Source organism: Nitrospira sp. CMX1 (assembly GCF_054902215.1).
Map to the genome: position 1 here is coordinate 1 of NZ_JBUBKD010000059.1, position 18,721 is coordinate 18,721.

The 18,721-nt window shown below is 56.8% G+C and carries 17 protein-coding genes; 4 read left to right on the top strand and 13 right to left on the bottom strand.

Annotation, left to right across the window (positions count from 1 at the left end):
* Positions 1-650 (bottom strand): MFS transporter (locus ACYX34_RS14420; RefSeq protein WP_462077268.1); only part of this gene is annotated, 650 nt, incomplete at its 3' end.
* A gap of 216 nt (positions 651-866) precedes the next feature.
* A complete protein-coding gene (locus ACYX34_RS14425; RefSeq protein WP_462077269.1) occupies positions 867-1,037 on the bottom strand; it encodes a hypothetical protein in 171 nt (56 codons plus the stop codon).
* A 125-nt stretch (positions 1,038-1,162) separates the two neighbouring features.
* On the opposite strand from ACYX34_RS14425, the gene hrpB reads away from it, so the two are divergent.
* Positions 1,163-3,685, top strand: coding sequence for an ATP-dependent helicase HrpB (gene hrpB, locus ACYX34_RS14430; protein WP_462077270.1), 2,523 nt, complete (start codon positions 1,163-1,165; stop codon positions 3,683-3,685).
* 3 nt (positions 3,686-3,688) lie between these two features.
* On the opposite strand, the gene ACYX34_RS14435 is transcribed toward hrpB, so the two are convergent.
* Together ACYX34_RS14435 and ACYX34_RS14440 are read right to left on the bottom strand one after the other, a co-directional pair.
* The gene (locus tag ACYX34_RS14435; protein WP_462077271.1) at positions 3,689-3,997 is read right to left on the bottom strand and encodes a YkvA family protein; all 309 of its coding nucleotides are present in this window, start codon (positions 3,995-3,997) and stop codon (positions 3,689-3,691) included.
* Between the two features lie 331 nt (positions 3,998-4,328).
* Positions 4,329-4,508, bottom strand: coding sequence for a hypothetical protein (locus ACYX34_RS14440; RefSeq protein WP_462077272.1), 180 nt, complete (start codon positions 4,506-4,508; stop codon positions 4,329-4,331).
* A 117-nt stretch (positions 4,509-4,625) separates the two neighbouring features.
* Here ACYX34_RS14440 and ACYX34_RS14445 point away from each other — a divergent pair, with 117 nt between their 5' ends.
* Entirely contained in the window at positions 4,626-4,814 is a 189-nt protein-coding gene (locus ACYX34_RS14445; RefSeq protein WP_462077273.1) for a hypothetical protein, read from the top strand.
* Positions 4,815-4,991: 177 nt separating this feature from the next.
* On the opposite strand, the gene ACYX34_RS14450 is transcribed toward ACYX34_RS14445, so the two are convergent.
* Entirely contained in the window at positions 4,992-6,965 is a 1,974-nt protein-coding gene (locus tag ACYX34_RS14450) for an OPT family oligopeptide transporter (protein ID WP_462077274.1), read from the bottom strand.
* On the opposite strand from ACYX34_RS14450, the gene ACYX34_RS14455 reads away from it, so the two are divergent.
* Positions 6,964-7,119, top strand: a complete 156-nt coding sequence (locus ACYX34_RS14455; protein ID WP_462077275.1) for a hypothetical protein — start codon at positions 6,964-6,966, stop codon at positions 7,117-7,119. The genes ACYX34_RS14450 and ACYX34_RS14455 overlap by 2 nt on opposite strands.
* A gap of 140 nt (positions 7,120-7,259) precedes the next feature.
* On the opposite strand, the gene ACYX34_RS14460 is transcribed toward ACYX34_RS14455, so the two are convergent.
* From ACYX34_RS14460 to ACYX34_RS14485, 6 genes are all read right to left on the bottom strand, one after another.
* Complete coding sequence (locus tag ACYX34_RS14460; protein ID WP_462077276.1) at positions 7,260-8,999, bottom strand: DEAD/DEAH box helicase; 1,740 nt, start codon at positions 8,997-8,999, stop codon at positions 7,260-7,262.
* 380 nt (positions 9,000-9,379) lie between these two features.
* Positions 9,380-9,700, bottom strand: coding sequence for a hypothetical protein (locus ACYX34_RS14465; protein WP_462077277.1), 321 nt, complete (start codon positions 9,698-9,700; stop codon positions 9,380-9,382).
* 457 nt (positions 9,701-10,157) lie between these two features.
* Positions 10,158-10,541, bottom strand: coding sequence for an STAS domain-containing protein (locus ACYX34_RS14470; RefSeq protein ID WP_462077278.1), 384 nt, complete (start codon positions 10,539-10,541; stop codon positions 10,158-10,160).
* A gap of 229 nt (positions 10,542-10,770) precedes the next feature.
* Complete coding sequence (locus tag ACYX34_RS14475; protein WP_462077279.1) at positions 10,771-13,548, bottom strand: anti-sigma factor antagonist; 2,778 nt, start codon at positions 13,546-13,548, stop codon at positions 10,771-10,773.
* Positions 13,549-13,620: 72 nt separating this feature from the next.
* Positions 13,621-14,592, bottom strand: coding sequence for a signal peptidase I (lepB, locus tag ACYX34_RS14480; RefSeq protein ID WP_462077280.1), 972 nt, complete (start codon positions 14,590-14,592; stop codon positions 13,621-13,623).
* Between the two features lie 143 nt (positions 14,593-14,735).
* Positions 14,736-15,908: a geranylgeranyl reductase family protein gene (locus ACYX34_RS14485; protein WP_462077281.1), complete on the bottom strand. Its 1,173-nt coding sequence runs from the start codon at positions 15,906-15,908 to the stop codon at positions 14,736-14,738.
* Positions 15,909-16,314: 406 nt separating this feature from the next.
* On the opposite strand from ACYX34_RS14485, the gene ACYX34_RS14490 reads away from it, so the two are divergent.
* Positions 16,315-17,001, top strand: a complete 687-nt coding sequence (locus ACYX34_RS14490; protein ID WP_462077282.1) for a zinc metallopeptidase — start codon at positions 16,315-16,317, stop codon at positions 16,999-17,001.
* Between the two features lie 14 nt (positions 17,002-17,015).
* On the opposite strand, the gene ACYX34_RS14495 is transcribed toward ACYX34_RS14490, so the two are convergent.
* The gene (locus ACYX34_RS14495) at positions 17,016-17,768 is read right to left on the bottom strand and encodes a dienelactone hydrolase family protein (RefSeq protein WP_462077283.1); all 753 of its coding nucleotides are present in this window, start codon (positions 17,766-17,768) and stop codon (positions 17,016-17,018) included.
* A gap of 39 nt (positions 17,769-17,807) precedes the next feature.
* The coding region (gene hflX, locus ACYX34_RS14500; protein WP_462077284.1) for a GTPase HflX at positions 17,808-18,721 on the bottom strand (914 nt) is incomplete at its 5' end.

The window sequence follows — 18,721 nt, forward strand, 5'->3', positions numbered from 1 at the left end:
AGCCACCGTGGGCTTTCGGGAATCACACGCCGAACGATGATGATCGCCACTCCCAGCACAGCACCGAACACAAAGCACAGTCGCCAGCCGATCGATTCAGGAACGATGGCAGGATTCAGTAACAACAACGTCAGCAGAGCACCAGCCGCTGAGCCGACCCACCAGGTCCCGTTGATTGCCAGATCGGTATGTCCACGACTTCGCGCGGGAATTAACTCATCGATGGCCGAATTGATCGCGGCATACTCCCCGCCTATCCCGGCGCCGGTCAGAAATCGGAAGAACATGAAGCTCATCAAGTCCCAAGACAATGCCGTCAGCACGGTCGCCGTGAGATAGAGTGCCAAGGTGATCATGAACCATTTCTTTCGTCCTTGGCAGTCGGTGAGATAGGAAAAGACCAACGCCCCAACGACCGATCCTGCCAAGTAGGCGGAAGCCGTCAGTCCTACGTCGGATTGTGAGAAATGTAAGGCGTCAGGATGGGTTAAAACCGGGCCAAGTGCGGCGACAATGGATACTTCAAGTCCATCGAGCAACCAGGTCACTCCAAGCGCTCCAACGACCAACCAATGCCAGCGTGACCAGGGTAGCCGATCCATGCGCTGCGGGATCGTCGTCGTAATCGGGAGGCCAAGATCGGCAGGCATATATCGTAGTCCTACGGCAAGAGAATACAGACTGTCGAATGACGACAGCGTTCACCAACCAAACGCACTCGTGCGCGTGCGCTAGCAGTCTGCTGAAAACCCCTCCTTTCATCCTTCAAGAGCCTCAGCACGAACGGAGAGGTTATTGAAAGTACTGGGGTTTTCCGTTCGTGCTGAGCCTATCGAAGCACACAAACCGAGGTTTTCAGCAGACCGCTAGTCTTCTGGTTGTTCGATCGGACCGGCCCATTCTCCATGGGCTAATGCCACCTCTTGAAAACCACCGTCCGGCCACTGAAACTGACCGGCCTCATCCACCAGCACGATAAATGGTTCGGCTATATGCGACTCTCCACGAAACCAGTACCAGCCGGATCGAGTCGGCATCTCACTTCTCCAACGATAGTGTGTCATCTGTGCGTTTTTTGCTCCTTACGACAGGGGGACATTTCTTCTCACCGTCTGTTTTTGGTACAGTCTCCTTAATCAGCGACTGCTGACCCTATCACGTCATGTCGACACTTCCAATAGAAGATGTCCTGCCGTCTATCCGGCACATACTCGCAGCCGAAACAAATGCGGTCCTGACCGCTCCTCCCGGCTCCGGGAAAACCACCCGCATCCCGCTTGCACTCCTGGAGGCCCCCTGGTTGTCAAATAAGAAGCTCTTAGTGCTTGAGCCTCGACGCCTGGCTGCTCGAGGCGCAGCCCATTACATGGCCGCGCTGCTGCAAGAACAAGTTGGGAAAACCGTCGGCTATCGAATGCGATTTGAAACCAAGGTCGGACCGTCGACACACATCGAAGTGGTCACGGAAGGAGTCCTTACCCGACTCCTGCAACAGGATCCCTCACTGAACGAGTACGGCATGGTGATCTTCGACGAATTTCACGAGCGGAGTCTGCAGGCCGATGTAGGCTTGGCCCTCTGCCTGGAAACACAACGGATCTTTCGTCGAGATCTCCGTATTCTTGTGATGTCCGCCACCTTGGACGGCGGTTCTGTGAGCGAACTCTTAGGCCGTGCGTCGCAAGTCACCTGCGAAGGCCGCATGTTCCCGGTCGAAACACGATACCTTGAGCAGCCGTTGACGGGACGACTTGACCTTGCTGCGGCTGGAGTCATTCGACAATCGCTCGCGAAGGATGATGGGAGCCTCCTGGTCTTTCTTCCCGGTATGGCTGAGATCCGACGGCTGGAGCACATACTGGTCGACGCCAAGCTTGGTTCGTCTGTGGTGATCGCCCCGCTGCACGGTGATCTTCCGCAGACCATGCAAGACCTGGCCATTCGACCTGCTGGTCCCGGAAGAAGAAAAATCGTATTGGCGACGTCCATTGCCGAAACCAGCCTGACGATCGACGGTGTGCATGTGGTGATCGATGCAGGCCGGCTCCGTCTTCCACGATTCGACCCACGCACGGGTCTGACTCGGTTGGAGACCGTTCGCGTGACGCGAGATTCTGCCGAGCAACGCCGTGGCCGTGCCGGACGACTTGCCCCTGGCGTCTGCTACAGACTATGGACTGAAAAAGAGCACGCGACATTGACCGCACATCGCCAACCAGAAATCCTCGAAGCCGATCTGACCTCGCTGATGCTCGATCTTGCCCAATGGGGCACGCACGATCCCGCAGAATTGTCCTGGCTCACTCCCCCGCCAGCCGGGTCGGTCGCTCAAGCCAAGACCTTGCTTGTGCAACTCGGGGCGCTCACGTCTGCTGGACGTCTCACGACACACGGACAGCAGATGGCCGAATTGGCCATCCACCCACGGCTGGCACACATGCTGCTCTGTTCCCGTCCGCTTCAGCTTACCGATCAGGCCTGCGCCATGGCCGCAGTGTTAAGTGAGCGCGATCTCTTGGATGGGGCACAAGAATCCCACACTGCTGATCTACGGGTCAGACTGGATCTCTTACGACGACCGGCTGATTCGCGGGGATTTGCTGTACGGCGTGGAACAGTGGAACGAGTATCGAGAACGGCAGATCTGTGGAGACGACAATTAGGCAGGTCAAAAGATGAGAAGGTGGATCCAACTTCCGACCATTCACAAGCGGCAGGAGTGCTGCTTGCCTTAGCCTATCCGGATCGGATTGCACAACGATTGCCGGGTGAAGAAGCGAGGTACCGACTTGTCAACGGTCAAGGGGCTCAATTCATGAAACCAGATCCACTCGCCAAGGAACCCTTCCTCGTCATGGCCGATGTGGAGGGCGGAGGTCAATGGGCCAGAATCAACCTGGCAGCACCTCTCACCGGACAGGAGATCGAATCCTTGTATGGCGATCAAATGACGACTGAAGAATCGGTGAAGTGGGATGCTCGGCTTGGGGCGGTTCGAGCATCGCGTCGCCGTCGGCTTGGGGCGGTTGTACTTGCGGAAGAGGCGCTTTCAAACCCGGACCAGCAGCTCGTCACGACTGCCCTCCTCCGGGGTATTTATGAGGCCGGGCTGCGGATACTCAACTTTACGCCGGAACTGACACAATGGCGAATTCGCATCGCCTGGCTGAAACAGCTCGAAGGGTCCGATTCAGAATGGCCGGACCTTTCAGAGGAAACGTTGTTGCAGACATTGGAGACGTGGCTCGGTCCATTTGTATCAAGCATGACTACCCTCAGCGCCGTGACCAGGCTGGATCTGAGCGCCCCATTGTACGCCATGCTCACCTACAAACAACACAAACTCCTTGATCTGCTGGCTCCGACACATGTCACGGTGCCGAGCGGTTCCCGCCTTCGTCTCGATTACAGCCCGTCCGAGTCGCCGGTGCTCGAGGTTCGCTTACAAGAGATGTTCGGCTGTCAGGAGACACCGCGAGTAGTCGGTGGAACTGTTCCTGTGATGCTACACCTGCTCTCACCAGCCAAACGACCGGTCCAGGTCACACAAGACCTGGCGGGATTCTGGGCGAGAGCCTATCACGATGTCCGGAAGGAATTACGAGGCCGCTATCCCAAGCACCATTGGCCGGAGGATCCCTTGAATGCCGCGCCGACCGCAAAGGCCAAACGGCGTGGCGAATGACGATCATCGACTCCCGCGATTCTGCTCCCACAGACGAAACGCGGCAAGATCCGGCGCGAGACTATGGAGCAGCAACGCCAGTATCGCCGCATCATCGATCAGTCCGATTCCCGGGATGAAGTCGGGTATCGCATCAACTGGACTCAAGATATAGAGAATGGCCACCGCAATTGATGCGACGGTACGCACCGAGAGCCCTCTGTAGCTGCCTTGCTTCCACGCGTTGAGCAATCGAAACAATAACGGAAGGTCAGCCCACAGATGGCCGATCGTGCGGAACATTTCAAAGAACCGGGTGGAGATCTTCATCATTCCCTCCAGACGAGTCCGTCAGCACTTTTCACGAAGATGAAAAAGAGCATACCAAAGCCACCGTACTTTAGGAAGTGCGGTTCACCCAGAAGGCAACTCCCACTCCCGCATCGTACGATGCAACCTCCTCAACGCCGCTGGAATTCCTGCTGACGACCGGTTGTCAGTTAGCCTCAATCTGAGCTAGTTACGCTTTGTTAGTTTACAGTCGACGCTTGTCCCCTGGCACTGCAGATTCTTCGTCAGCCCAGCCTCACCACCCATGTTCTGCTTACCACCACGGCCATGCACAGGTCGCTTAAGATACGTAATGCTTCCTTGGAGAATTCGTTCAGACCGTCACCGTGCACTTCCATTCGTTAGTCTTTGTGTTCTCAACTAGCGCATTGAACCCGTCATTGTTTCCGGTCCCTTCGCAGGTAAATTTCAACTCCTCTTTATAATTTGGTTCGTCCCCGCGACAGCGACAGTCGCCACCATCTCCCATGACGGTCATGATCAATGTCTTCATCGGGGAATCTCCTTTCTTGCTCGTCGCTTGTTCCGAACATACCTTCTCATTTACACTGGACACCGATTCAGATAGAGTGTCGACATGATGCCCCTGGGATCGATTCACAAACAGATCATGACTGACGACAACGGCCAACCTGTGGGCGTCGTGATCCCCTATCACGAATGGCTCGAACTGGAACGTGCCGTACTGAGTCAATCCCATGGCACCGACAGCAGCAAACTCCGGCCTTATGCCGGCGCGATACTCTTGAACAGTGATCCTGTCGTCTATCAACGCCAGCTGCGAGACGAATGGACGTAACGCCTGCCCGCTTTCTGCTCGATACCAACGCGGTGTTGTATTTTCTCGGAGGACACACCGCCCAGGCCTGCCCAAGTGTGGTTAGACGTTAAGAACCGTAGAGAAAAGCGGGGGCACAGATGTCCTGAGTATGCTGGGATCATGCAGTGTCGTTCTATTCCATCTCTGAACCCCTCATCATAGAGAAGACATCTTAGGCACAGTCCTTCTCGCGACGCGATACAGCAACGTACCCACCAGAACCATCATAGCCAAGCCCGGCCACCCGTCGAACGGCGGAACGGCAAACAGCGTAAATGGATCGGCGCTGAAGTCTGACCATAGGGCGGCGAGCGCGATCGGCATCGCCAGTACGATTCCCATCAAGGCTTCACCGGTGATCAGCCCGGCGGCAAAGAGCAACCCCCGCTGCGACGGCTCATGCCCTCCGCCCGTTCGCTTCCTGACCGAAGCTGCAATCACACCGCCTAAAAAAATAGCCGCCGAAAGTTTCATAGGCAAGTAGATCCCAAGCGCCACGGCCAGCACCGGGAACCGCATGGTACCGCCACGTAGTTCTTGCCGTCGATCCGCCAGAATGATCAATACTCCGATCACCGCTCCCAGCCCCACGAGAGGCCAGGGCAAGCCCGCGCCGAACACGCTTCGCGTCAGACCGGCCATCAACGTGGCCTGTGGCGCGCTGAGCGGATGGGGATGACTACTCGTCGGTTCTCCGATTCCATATTTCGCTTGTAAAAGCGAGAGGACTGGTACGAGTACCAGCGCGCCAGTTAGAACCCCAATGACTTGCATGACTTGTTGCTTCCACGGCGTCGCTCCGACGAGATGACCGGTCTTGAGATCTTGGAGATTGTCTCCGCCCATCGCGGCGGCGCAGCAGACGACTGTTCCGATCACCAACGCGGCAGCCGGTCCCGCCGGATTCCCGGCTCCCATGAAGAGCACGAGCAACAGAGCGGCGAGCATAATGGTGGCGATCGTTACGCCCGAGACGGGGTTGCTGGAACTTCCGACCATCCCCGCCATATACGCGGCGACCGACGAGAAGAGAAAGGCGGCCAGCGCCATCACGATCGTCATCAGTACAGCGAGAAGGGGACTGCCCACGACCGTCGAATAGATCCAGGCCATTGGCAGGAGCGACAGGACGAACGGCACGACGATCCACAGGAACGATGCATCCTGTTCTGTCCGTAACAATTCCCCCCTGTCTTCCTCTACTCCGGATGCTCGATAACTTGCTCTGAGCGTCTGGAGACTTTTCCAGACCGGCTCACGCAGGTTCGTGAGCGTCCACAACCCTCCGGTCAGCATGGCTCCGATGCCGACGTACCGAATCTGTCCGCTCCAGATCGATATCGCCGCCGCCAGTCCTGTCCGATCAGGCGGCAGCCCATGGATGAGTCCGTACGCGGGCATCAGGATCACCCATCCGATGATTCCTCCGAGAAAGACCACCGCGGCCGTCTCGAGACCGATGATGAAGCCGACCGCAAGCAGCGCCGACGAAAGATTGAGTCCTGCGTAGAACACCGTGCGCCCGACTTGCGCTGCCCCTTCCAACGATTCTGTCCACAATCGCAGGCCGCTCTCGCCGAACTTCACCAGGCCACCGAGCATTGCGGCTGAGAAGAGTGCCCAAGAATTCCCCCACGATTCCGTGGAGCCTGCCGCGCTCGGTTGAGCCGTGCCGATCTTGAGGACTTCAGCCGTCGCTACTCCTTCGGGAAACCGCAATCGTGCAGTGACAATCAGCGCTCGTCGCAAGGGAATGGTAAAGAGCACCCCGAGTACTCCACCGACCGTGGCAATGAGGACCGTCTGCCAGTAATTGAACTCGGTCCAATACCCGACTAACAGGAGTGCGGGAATGGTGAAGATCACACCGGCCGCCAGCGCTTCGCCCGATGATGCCGCGGTTTGAACGATATTGTTTTCGAGAATGTTCGAGTCACGAAACAATCGGAGTATTGCCATAGAGGCCACAGCCGCCGGAATAGAGGCAGACACCGTCATTCCCGCAAAGAGTCCCAAGTATGCATTGGCAGCAGCCAGGACTGCGGCGAGGACGACCGACAGTACCACGGCTTTGACCGTAATCTCAGGAACCCTGACCGTGGCAGGGACAACGGGAGGAGGATCCTTCATGGCTGGACCGACAGGTGGTGCGGGTTCCATTGCCGTGTCAACAGGTTACAGCAGAAGGGTGCAAAGATTTGTGGGCCGGCACATCGGTATGATGGCGGCCGCACTCCTCCACGCGCAACAAGACCGCCGCCTTGAACACAACCAGCTCCCCTGAGAACGTCTCGTGCCTGATCTCCATACGGAATCGATCACGTCATAGCCCTCGCTCTAGTTCGGCATGAGAACGATAGAGACTATTGATGCGTGGCTTCCCATCACGACACACATTGGAGACCTATTCACTCTCCAACTCCGTCAGTCGTGAAAGATTCGCACAGGAACTTTTCGTCCCTTGATCCGTGCGCGGCTGAGCAGTTGGATAATACGTGGGGCCAGCGCTTCCGGAACATCCACGATGGAAAACCGCTCTTCAATCTCGATGGCACCGATCATGGCAGAATTGATCTTTGCCTCATTGGCAATGGCACCAACGAGATCCCCAGGGCGGATGCCTGCCGCTTGTCCTGCCCCAACATATACGCGTGCCATCCCCGCTCTCCGTCCCGCATCGAGGGGTCTTCCCGTCGGCCGACGCTCAGCCCCTGCCGATCCCCGTTTGGGACGACCACCAGTGCGTGCACCATCCTGCATCGGCCTTCGAACCTCAGGCGGTCTGACAGGAATGCCTGGAATCTCCTGTTCCGTACGCTCCCCGCCCTGCGCACGCACCAGCAATTTGAGCGCCGCGGCGGCCACGTCAACCGCAGTATGAGAGGACAATCGCTCAACGAGTTGCCTGCACACCTCCAACCCTCCCTGCTGCAACGCCTCGACCACCGCTCCTTGTAGGCGATCCAATTGTTTCGCTCGAAGATCGGCCACGGAAGGGATTGGAAGCACGTTGACACGGGCTTTGGTATGCTGCTCGATCGATCGCAGGAGCCGCTGCTCTCGCGGATCAAGAATGGTCATGGCGGTCCCTTCCCGACCGGCGCGGCCGGTTCGTCCAATGCGATGCACATAGACTTCAGCAGAAGCCGGCAGATCATAGTTGATCACATGCGAGACGTGCGGAATATCCAGGCCACGTGCCGCGACGTCGGTGGCCACCAGCAACGACGTTTGGCCGGACTTAAAGGCCTGCATGACGCGGTCACGTTGTCCCTGACTCATCCCGCCATGAATAGCCTCAGCCCGTTGACCGCGGCCGATCAGCATGGTCGTCACGTCGTCGACCTCCAGTCTCGTGCGACAAAATACCAGGGCGGATTTGGCGTCGGCCATCTCGATCACTCGGGCAAGCGCTGCTCCTCGATGCGATCGCGCCACGATATAAGCCGTTTGCTGAACGCGGGGGGTCGTCCCTGCCTTGACCGGTTCCTTCGCGATCGTAATCTCGGCCGGATTCCTGAGGTGTCGATGGGCGATCGAACGAATTCTCGGGGGCATCGTCGCGGAAAATAGCGCGGTCTGTCTGGTTTTCGGCGTCTGCTCCAAAATCGCATCGAGGTCGTCGGCAAACCCCATATCGAGCATTTCGTCGGCTTCATCCAGCACCACGAGTTTCACCGCCTGTAGGCGTAGCGTACCACGCCGGATATGATCGAGCGCTCGTCCTGGTGTCGCCACAACGACATCGACCCCTCGCTTCAGCGCATACAATTGCGGTCCGAAAGGCTGTCCTCCGTACAGCGTGAGCACGCTCGTTCGCAGTTCTTTCCCATAGCGCTGGACCGCTTCTCCGACTTGGATCGCTAATTCGCGGGTCGGAACGAGAACGAGGGTTGCGGGACGCGCCGTGATCCCATGCCCAAGTTGCTGTAGAAGTGGTAAGGCAAACGCCGCTGTCTTGCCCGTACCGGTGGCGGCTTGTCCCAGCAGATCCCTACCGGCAAGGAGCGGGGGAATGGCCTCACGTTGAATCGGGGTCGGTTCTTCATAGCCGAGCGTTTCCAGCGTCGTAAGCAGTGGCGCTTCAAGCCCAAGTGACGCGAATCCTGGTGAGAAGCCCGTAGCATTTGGGCTCGTGGACGCTGACGATTGGTTCTGTTTCATACGGATGCCGACACCTTTCATTCAGGGAATGGATTGAGAGTTGTTGCGAGGAAACCGGAATCAGTTTTTCGAATGCGATGGTACGTGGAAGAGGGCGGCTAGCGCAAGATACGGCGGCAGATGCTCATGCATGACATCGGACGAGCATTCCGTGATCGATCGACGCACAGAACGCTCTCTGCACATTCATCGGAGAAGACGTACGCCAAACACATCAATCGCTACAGGGTATTCATGTCGGAAGGAATTGACAGGATGATCGGACTACTGCTGAATCTCCATAGTCCTCATTTTTCACATCATCGAAAGAGGTACCTCGGGTGGAACGGAGCAGCAATTCCACCCGAACAGTGTCACGAACCGTTCATGAATCATGCGGGCTAGAGCCGTCTCAACTCCAAGGCACGTGCAGGAACCAAACGCTCATCCGCCGGGATGAGGAATATCACCTGAGCCAGGGCTCGGTACTTCGCTTCCAATGCACGACACCGGCTCACAAATTGACCGACCGACAAGCGCGGGAAATAGTCGCGATGTTTCTCATAAAAGAGCGCCCTGCGCCCCCAACGCTCAGCCTTGAAGAGGCACAATCGGGTCACCAATTCCAAGAGATGATTCGGGGACAACCGTGTCGGCTCCTGCTTGAATGGCGTAGAAAGAATGGCTGGAGAAAGACTCACTCCCTTCGTCACATCTTTCATAATGCATCCTCCTTGTGCGAGATGCGGGAATCATTGATCTGAGCATCCTGACCACATCGACTCATCTATCCACCGCCTTCGGTGTATGGTTATAATCCTGGAACATGAAAACAGCATTAGGTGAAGATGAAAACTTCTTCATGAAGCCAAAAAGTCATGGACCACCCCGCTATCCGAGGTGGTCCATGATCTGAACAGACACGACAGGGTTCGAATGACTATTCAGTGCACATGCAGATCCGGCAGGATCTCGGTCACAATAGTAGGTAACCGTTCCCCTTGGTGAGGCCAGATTGACGAGAGGTGTTCGATAAAAAAACCGGTGATAGGAATCATCCGAGATGATTCGTTACCTTGGCCAAGGTCGGCGCATCGGCCTCTGAAGATCGCACGTCTCACTCAACTGCAATTATGAGAACAACTTGTCTTGTCCTGGGGAACTCAGGGGCAGAGACATCTAGCCTCGAAATGCAGCGACTGCCTCTTCTTCCGTGTTACACAGTTCGATGGTGCTTCCGTACACACGGTTCAGGAGATGGAATCCACTCGCCTCCAGTGCTTCCTTGACCATCCCTCTCGCTGCGGCGATCTTCATCTTTCCTTGAACGGCGCTCAGCTCTTTCGACGTCAGGATGAGGACCCGGATCCCTCCGCTGCTGATATAGTCGATATCGGCCAAGTTCAGGATGACTTTTCGCGCACCGGCGTCTACGATTTTTTTCATCTCCTTGTTACCCTGCTCAGCGGTGGTGGCAGACAAGCTACCCTGCATCTTGACGAAGGTGATGCCAGCATCCTCGCGAGAGGCGACCGTCAACGTATGTCGAGTTCCTTGGTCCATCGTCGGCTCCTTATGCTAGTGAAGGGTTGCTCCGCAGTCCAACTTGCACAGCTGAGGCCTCACGACACGTTTCCCTCAGTCGCTCAGTCATGCATGCTCCTCAGGATCGGCACTCCAACGTGAGTCAGTCCACGCACGACCGACGGTCATACTACCAGCGATACCGTCGTGATTCTACTAGGACGATCGCAAAAACCCACTCCGCCAACCGGATCAGTTGCGCACATGGCTAGCCTGCCTCTTCTAACCTCGACATAGCTTCTTCCAGTGTAGAAGCATGGAGTCCCATCATCAGCGCTCCACTCAATTGCAGCACAGTCTTCACATGTGGAGTCCCTCCGACAAGCACCATATTTCCACCTGCCCGTGTCATTGTTCGAACCGCTTTCAGGATGACCCGCAATCCGATTGAAGACATGTACGAAATCGCGGAGAGATCCAACACCATCCGTCGCGCTCCACGCTCGATGTAATCCATCAATATCTGTTCAACCTCTGGGGCGCTGGTCGTATCGAAGCGGTTTCGTGGAGTCACAATTACGGCACCACCACTCTGATGTGACTCAACGTAAGCCCTTCCTCCCACTCTGTCCTGATGTGCTTGGGATGGGGCCTGTCTGATTTCGAACGGGCTGGCCACGGTCGCCTCAGTCTCACGGCTCGCAGGAATCTCCGCAGAGACGAGTTTCTTCTTCAGCATCAAGACATTGTGTCCGACATTACGATGGTATGTCACCTCGTCAAACATGGATCGGACCAGATGAATCCCTAAACCACCGATCTCACGTTCATGAAGCAATAGAGACAGGTCAGGATGGGCCGCAGTCAAGGGATTGAAGGGAATGCCGTCATCCGTAATCATGAGCACCACACACGCATCGCGCACCTCGCCTTCGACCTCAATGAGATGTTCATGTGGATCGTTTGGAAATGCGTACTGCACGACGTTATTGAGTAAATCGTCCAATGCCATATTCAGCGTGGGAATCAGCGGGGTCACCTCGACCCATTGTGCAACGTAGTCTTCAAATGCCGTCTGCAAGACAGGAATGGCCGCCAATTGGTTCGGCATCGTTTGTCGAAACACCCTCGTGTTTACCTGAGACGGAACCACGCCTTGATATCGCAATCCCAGCATGGTGATATCGTCCGCCTGTGGGGCATCTCCGGCAAACCGCCTCACCGCACTCATGACTTCCCCAAGACGACTCACGACTGAGATCGCTTGAGAGTGGTCCAACACCTCTTTTAAGCGATCCTTACCGAACAGCTCGCGTCGCCGATTATCGGCTTCAGTTACTCCATCCGTGTAGAGGAAGAGCTCATCCCCCGGTTCCAATCGGGTCGTGTGTTCCGTAAAGGTAATCCCCGGCATGGGACCGACGAGAGGCCCATCCTGGACCGTCAACCATTCGAAGCCCCCATTTCGTCGTTTGAGCAAGGGAGGATTATGGCCCGCATTGGTCGTCAGAAGCGTGCCATCGCGAAGATTCAGGACACCGAGGTAGAGGGTCACAAACATACAGGAGTCGTTCTCCGCACTCAGCGCGTCGTTCACATGGGTCACGATACTCGCGGGTGAGGGATCAGAGGCCGCTCTCGTCTTGACCATGATCTTGGTCATGGCCATGAAGAGCGCGGCGGGAACCCCGTTCCCCGACACATCGCCGACGACGAAACACAACCGATGGTCGTCGACCAAAAAAAAATCATAGAGGTCGCCCCCGATCTCTAGAGCCGGTTCGAGGACCGCGTACAGCTCGATCTCCTTTCGATCGGGGAACGCTGGGAACACACGTGGAAGCATGCTCCGCTGAATATCCCGGCCTACATTCAGTTCTTCTTGCATACGGGTTTTCGCGGCCTCGACCAACGCCAAGGAATCAGCCAGCCGCGCCTTTGCATCTTCAGCTGCCTGTTCGGCATTTTTCAAGGCTGTAATATCCGTGGCGATAAAGACGATCCCGTCGTCGTGCGTCCTCCGCTCATTGATTTGAATCCACTCTCCAGTGGACCGATATTGAAGATACGGCGCACCAGGATTTCGATGCATGTCAAGACGCCATCGCATCCAGGGTTCGACATTCCCTATTGCGGCAGGGATATCGCCACGTTCGGCAGTTCGGCGGGCGATCGATTCGAACGACTCCCCCGACTGAACTTGGGCCCCGATTCCAGACATGACATCTCTATACTTGTGATTACAGATGACCAGACGATCGTCCGCATCGAACAAGGCAAACCATTGCGGAACGCTTTCAATGGCCTCGATCAACCGCGCATGGCTCGCACGCGCCAGACTGGAGGCCTGAGTGACTTGCCGATCGATAACGGCCAGAAGGGTCGACAGCGACACGGCGACGACGGCAAGCAGGTCAACTTCGATGGTCGGTGGCTGAACACGGCTCGTGATCTCTACCATACCGTAGAGCGGCATCAACCCGATAAGATGTGTCCCGGCAAGCGCACACCCCATGGCAGTTGCCTTTTCCGGAACCCGCCAACCACCGTAGACAATATTCCATCCTCCGATCACGATGACAATGACGCTGAGCGCAACAATCCCCATGATAGAGAAGACGAAGGACAGCACGGCGTTATGCAAATCCATCTGCTGATGCACCGCCATCATACTGGTTACGTGTGTGAGGGTCATGCAGGCCCCCGTCAGCATGCCTCCGGAGACGAGCCGCATCCACCCCTCGACATGACTGCTGATCAAATAGACCGCGACGGCTCCGGTGGTCCCGGCGGATAACAGGGACAGAATGGCGAGCACGGAGTTCTGAGTTGCCGGAACCGGTGGACAAAACGCGAGATTCCCGATGAAGTGAATGGCCCAGATCTCCAGACCTGCTGCGACCGCACCGATGAACAACCAACGAACGCTGACCGGTCCCTCGTCGGAGGCGCGCATCCGTTCGGCAATGCTGAGAATGACGTACGAGGCTGAGCCACCGAGCAACATCGAACAGATTGCCAGCAGTGGATCGCAGATTCCCAACATGCGGGGGCTCCAATCAGAACGTGTGGATCATGAGCGAAGGGAGCAGTCTGTTTGCTGCAACTCAACGCACCGTCAGCGTACCAGTTGATTCAGCCGTTCCCATCGTGGAGCGTGGGTGTCAGGGTTCACCGACCAGTAGATAAAGAGGACCCGTCCCAACACATGGTGCTTGTTGATCGGCCCCAGGAAGCGACTGTCTAAACTTTCCTCCCGATTGTCTCCCAAAAGGAAATAACTCTCCAGAGGAACGGTGATCGGTGGAAGATGGTCACGGACATGTCCCGCCATACTGGAGCGGTCGGAGTGGCGCACGTAGGGCTCCGATAAGGCCTCACCATTCACGTACACTACTTGATCACGAATCGCGATCTGATCACCGGGAAGCCCGATCACACGATGGAGAAACCGCTTTCCATTCTCATCCGGGTAGCGGTAGACCACAACGTCGCCCTGCTGGGGCTCCGCAGCCTGATAGGCGACCTGATGCACAATCACATGGTCGCCTGGCAGCAACGTCGGTTCCATCGCGTGACTTGGGGTCTGGTAGATCTGAGACCGCGCACGAACGATGGACAAAAGCTCCGGCAAACGGTCTCTCGTGAACGACTCACGCAGGTCCTGTAACGTGGACGACGGCGAGACACTCTCGGCGCCGTATCCTGCGAGCAGCGACTGTGCTTCTTCACCAGACAGTCGTGCGCCATAGTATTCTGCGAGATGCTGTTCCCAGAAGTTCGTGGGGGCAAGATCGACGAGCATGACTTTGAGCGAGTGCACAAATGATTGCTCAATGCGTTCCGTTTCAGTCAACGTCAGTGGGGTAGAAAGAGCAGACTGGGCTTCGAGGAGCCGACTGTACCCCGCAGCATCCGACTGCGCTGCGATCACCTGGAATAACCGATCCGACGTCACGTCCAGACGGGCAAGTTGTTGATAGACAGTGAACGGTTCCTGATCGACATGGGACACCGTCAACGAGGTCTCACTGCATCCGGTCAAAAGCCCAAGCCCCAAGCTAGCCAACCAGAGTACGCTGAGCCTCACAGTGCTCCTGCCACGGTCATCTACAGAACAGAACGACTTGCGAGTCATCTCTCCTCCCGAACTTCCTGCCGCCGGAAGAATACCGCACTCTATGCCGGGGGGGAAGGCCTACCCACGCCATATCCGGCGTCGCCATCAGTCACTCAGGCGGATCGGTCTCTCAGGTTCCGACTCCAGAGGGAAGCCAGGAGCTTGAACACTATTTGAGGCGTGAGCGCCAGATCTCGATAGCTTCGTCTCCCGGCCATGATATCCGCCACCGCTTCGCAGAGACGCTGTCCCTGCTGTGAAAAGGCCCATGAGCGGAGGCGAGGAAAGTCATACAATAATCGGGCCAACAGGACTCCGGCTCGCAGTTCAGGAAGGACGGACTCCGCCAGTGAGCGACTATAGGCCTGTTGAACCGGCTTCTCTTCTAGTTTCCCCTCAAGCAAAGACTGCGCGGCCTGTTGGCCACTACGAAGGGCGAACGAAATCCCTTCTCCGGTGACAGGATCGGCAAATCCAGCCGCATCCCCTACCACCAGTACGCGGTTCTTGATAAACGGACCCTTTCGCGGCCGAACGGGAATGACGAATCCATGACGCTCAATGTGGGTCACATCACGACACCCCAGCAAATCGAGATACTGCATGATTGCGCGCTTCAGCTCGCCTTCCCGTTGAACCATCGACAGGACACCGATCGAGAGGTGTCGGCGTTTCGGAAACGCCCAGGCATACCCATGAGGGAGGATACCGAAATCAAACCGTGCTACGCGAGACGATCGATCCAAGAGCTCATGGGGCACCGTGACTTCATACTCCAAAGCCGGAATCAGAACCCGTCCGTCCGCCATTCCGACTCTGCGTGCCGTCGTGCCAAGCGCACCGTCGGCGGCTACAACAAACTTGGCCTTCATCTCGCCCATCTTGGTAGAGACCGTGACACCGTCGCCGTGATATGAGACCTCCTCGACTGCACAGCGTTGGTGCACGACAGCGCCACCGGCTTGCGCAGCTGAGAGCAATGCGTAATCAAACTGATCGCGCATGGTCATGGAGACAATGGGGGTCGGTCTCTGCGTGGTGAAGGATAACCCGTTGGGGACAATGTTCAGGAGCGCTGTATGACAGTCCTGCTCGATGACATGCCGCACGTCGACAGGTAACGATTGCCAGGCTCGTCCGATAATTCCCCCGCCACAGGTCTTGTACCGTGGCAGCACAGCCTTCTCGAGTACGGCGACCTGCACACCTGTCTGCGCCAGTCTCCAGGCCGTACAGGCTCCGGCCGGTCCACTGCCGACCACTATGACGTCATACGTGTGGTTCATCGCTCACGCGTGGTGATGGGTTACAGAATGAATACCCTGCTCCATACAAATAAGGAACCTCCGGTTCTCCCCGATCAGCGCTAAGATGCCTTCCGCACGATTTTCAGCATCACGATTACAGTGAGCACCGCGCAGGGGGGCGTTCATCAGCTTCTCTCCACTTTGGAATCACGGGAGAATACCCCAGCGAGCCTCAATGGGGAAAGCCATCCGATCACCAAGAGACACTGACTCATGAGAATGAGTAGTTCATAGGCGACGTACGTTCGGCCTCGTCGCCAACTGAGTACCGATTCTTCACCTCACTTGTGGTAGCCTATTGGAAGTGACGACGTTTCCCTGCCATGATGCGTCAAAAACCTTGGTTGGGTCGTTCAATTCATAGAGAGGGGAGTGATCGGTCAAGATGGTCCGCATGGTTCTACTCCTGCTCATTGTGGTGGCGGTTGTCGTTGGACCGCAAGTCTGGACCAGGCGCGTGTTTGCCAAGCACAGTGCGCCCCGTCCAGACTTTCCTGGAACCGGAGGAGAATTGGCCCGGCACCTGCTTAATCGCTTCGACCTGCACCACATCACTGTGGAACCGACGCAGGTCGGCGACCACTACGATCCTGTCAGTAAAACAGTCCGTCTGACACCCGCGATACTGGATGGCAAATCCCTCACCGCAATTACGATTGCCGCCCATGAGGTCGGGCATGCCATTCAAGATCATCTAGGATACCAGCCGTTAGCGGAACGCACCAAGCTGGTGCGGGTGGCGCAGGGAGCAGAGAAGGTTGGAGCTCTCCTGATGATGGGGATTCCGATCGCAGGGGCCGTGGCTCACACGCCGATCGCAAGCGTGATCGTCCTGATGGCTGGATTGGCGACGATGGGGATTTCCACACTGGTCCACCTCGTCACTCTGCCGGTCGAGTGGGACGCGAGCTTCAGACGGGCTTTACCCGTTCTCAAACAGGGTAACTACCTGTCACCGGCCGATGAGCAAGGCGCTCGTAGCATCCTCACCGCCGCCGCCTTGACCTATCTGGCCGCGTCTCTTGCGAGTCTATTGAACCTGTGGCGCTGGATTGGGTTTCTTCGACGCTAGCTCAAACTCAGTCCCTACCTGCCGCCTTCACCTAATCGACGGTGGAAGAGTTCGAGCGCGAGGCTGTAACATATCCGCGCAGCAGCCGGATCATAGCGTGGGCCTTCATCTCGCATAAAGGCATGTGCGGCGTTGAACTCATGCCACTGAAACCGCACCCCGGCATCACTCAGCGCATGGTAGATGATCGCCCGTCCCTCACGGGGAATATGTGGATCCTGTCTGCCCCAGATCATCAAAATCTCACCCCGTATCTCCCCGACCCGGTCCAGGCTGTCGTCACAAAGCCCCTGGCCAAGGCTATGTTTGTGGATGTCCGTGGCATAGAAACAGGCGGCGACCAGCACGTCGGGCTGCATCGCCGCACGGAATGCCAGATGACCTCCGATGCAAATCCCGATCACCCCCAACTTGCCCGTGCAATGTGGGGACGCAGCCAAATAGTCCAGCGCCGCACGCGCATCACAGTCGTAACTCGCGAGGGTCTTGGTGATTTTGTGTTGATTGCCGCGTGCCGCACCTGCCTCCTCATAAGCCAACACCGTGCCCGCCGGCTCCAGTTCGTGGAAGATCTCCGGCACCGCCACCACAAATCCATGACTCGCCAGAATCGTCGCCATGCGCCGGATAGGTCCCGTGACCTGGAAAATCTCCGAATAGAGAACCAGCCCAGGATAACGCCCCTCCACTGTAGGACGAACGAGATAGGTCCGCATCGGCCCCGTCGGAGTCGGCAGATCAATCGGTGGAAGCTCGGTAATAGTCATACAACCAACTCACAGTGGGTCGATGGTGAGATTCGACGCCTATCGTGCCAACTTTTTCTTGATTACCATTAGGTTCTCGGGGCTCGCTCGCACTCGTATCGTCATGCCTTCGGCATCATAGTCTTCGGACAAGATCCGCATCCGAGCGCGGATCTCGGCCAAGACAGTTTGAGCCGTGAATGGAAGGTGCAATTCCTCGTCAATCATCTCGCGCTCAAAATGCCTCATAATGCGCTCGCGCAAAACAGTCAGATCGTCCTGGTTTCTTGTAGACAAGAACACAGCGTCGGGATATTGAGTCTTCAGTGAGGCAAGAGCCTCTGGGACAAGGCAATCTCGCTTATTCAGCACCAAGAGACTCGGAATGTCCGTGGCGCCCACTTCGGCCAACACCTTTCGCGTGACGTCGAGTTGAGATCGAAAGGAAGAGTCTGAGGCATCGACGACAAACAACAACAGTGAGGCGCAGGCCGCTTCATCGAGCGTCGACTTGAACGACGCCACCAGGTCATGCGGAAGTTTCTTGATAAATCCCACTGTATCACTCATGAGCACCTTGGGACGTGTTTCTGGATAGAGTGGCCGGATCGTTGTATCGAGAGTGGCAAACAGTTTATCCGCCACAAGGACCTCGCTTCCCGTCATCGCCCGCATCAGTGAAGATTTTCCGGCATTGGTGTAGCCGACAAGCGCGACCGTCAATTCGTTCTCCCGTCTTGCCCTGCGCGTATGGTGTTCATCCCCAATGGCCGCCAATTCTGACTTGAGCTCTTTCAGGCGATCACGAATGCGGCGTTTGTCGAGTTCAAGACTTGTTTCACCTGCCCCTTTGCCCCCGATCCCCCCGCTTTGCCGTTCCCTTCCACCACCGGTCTCACGCAACCGTGGTGCCAGATAATTGAGCCGCGCGATCTCCACCTGCAGCCGAGCCGCTCTGGTCCTGGCATGTCGGC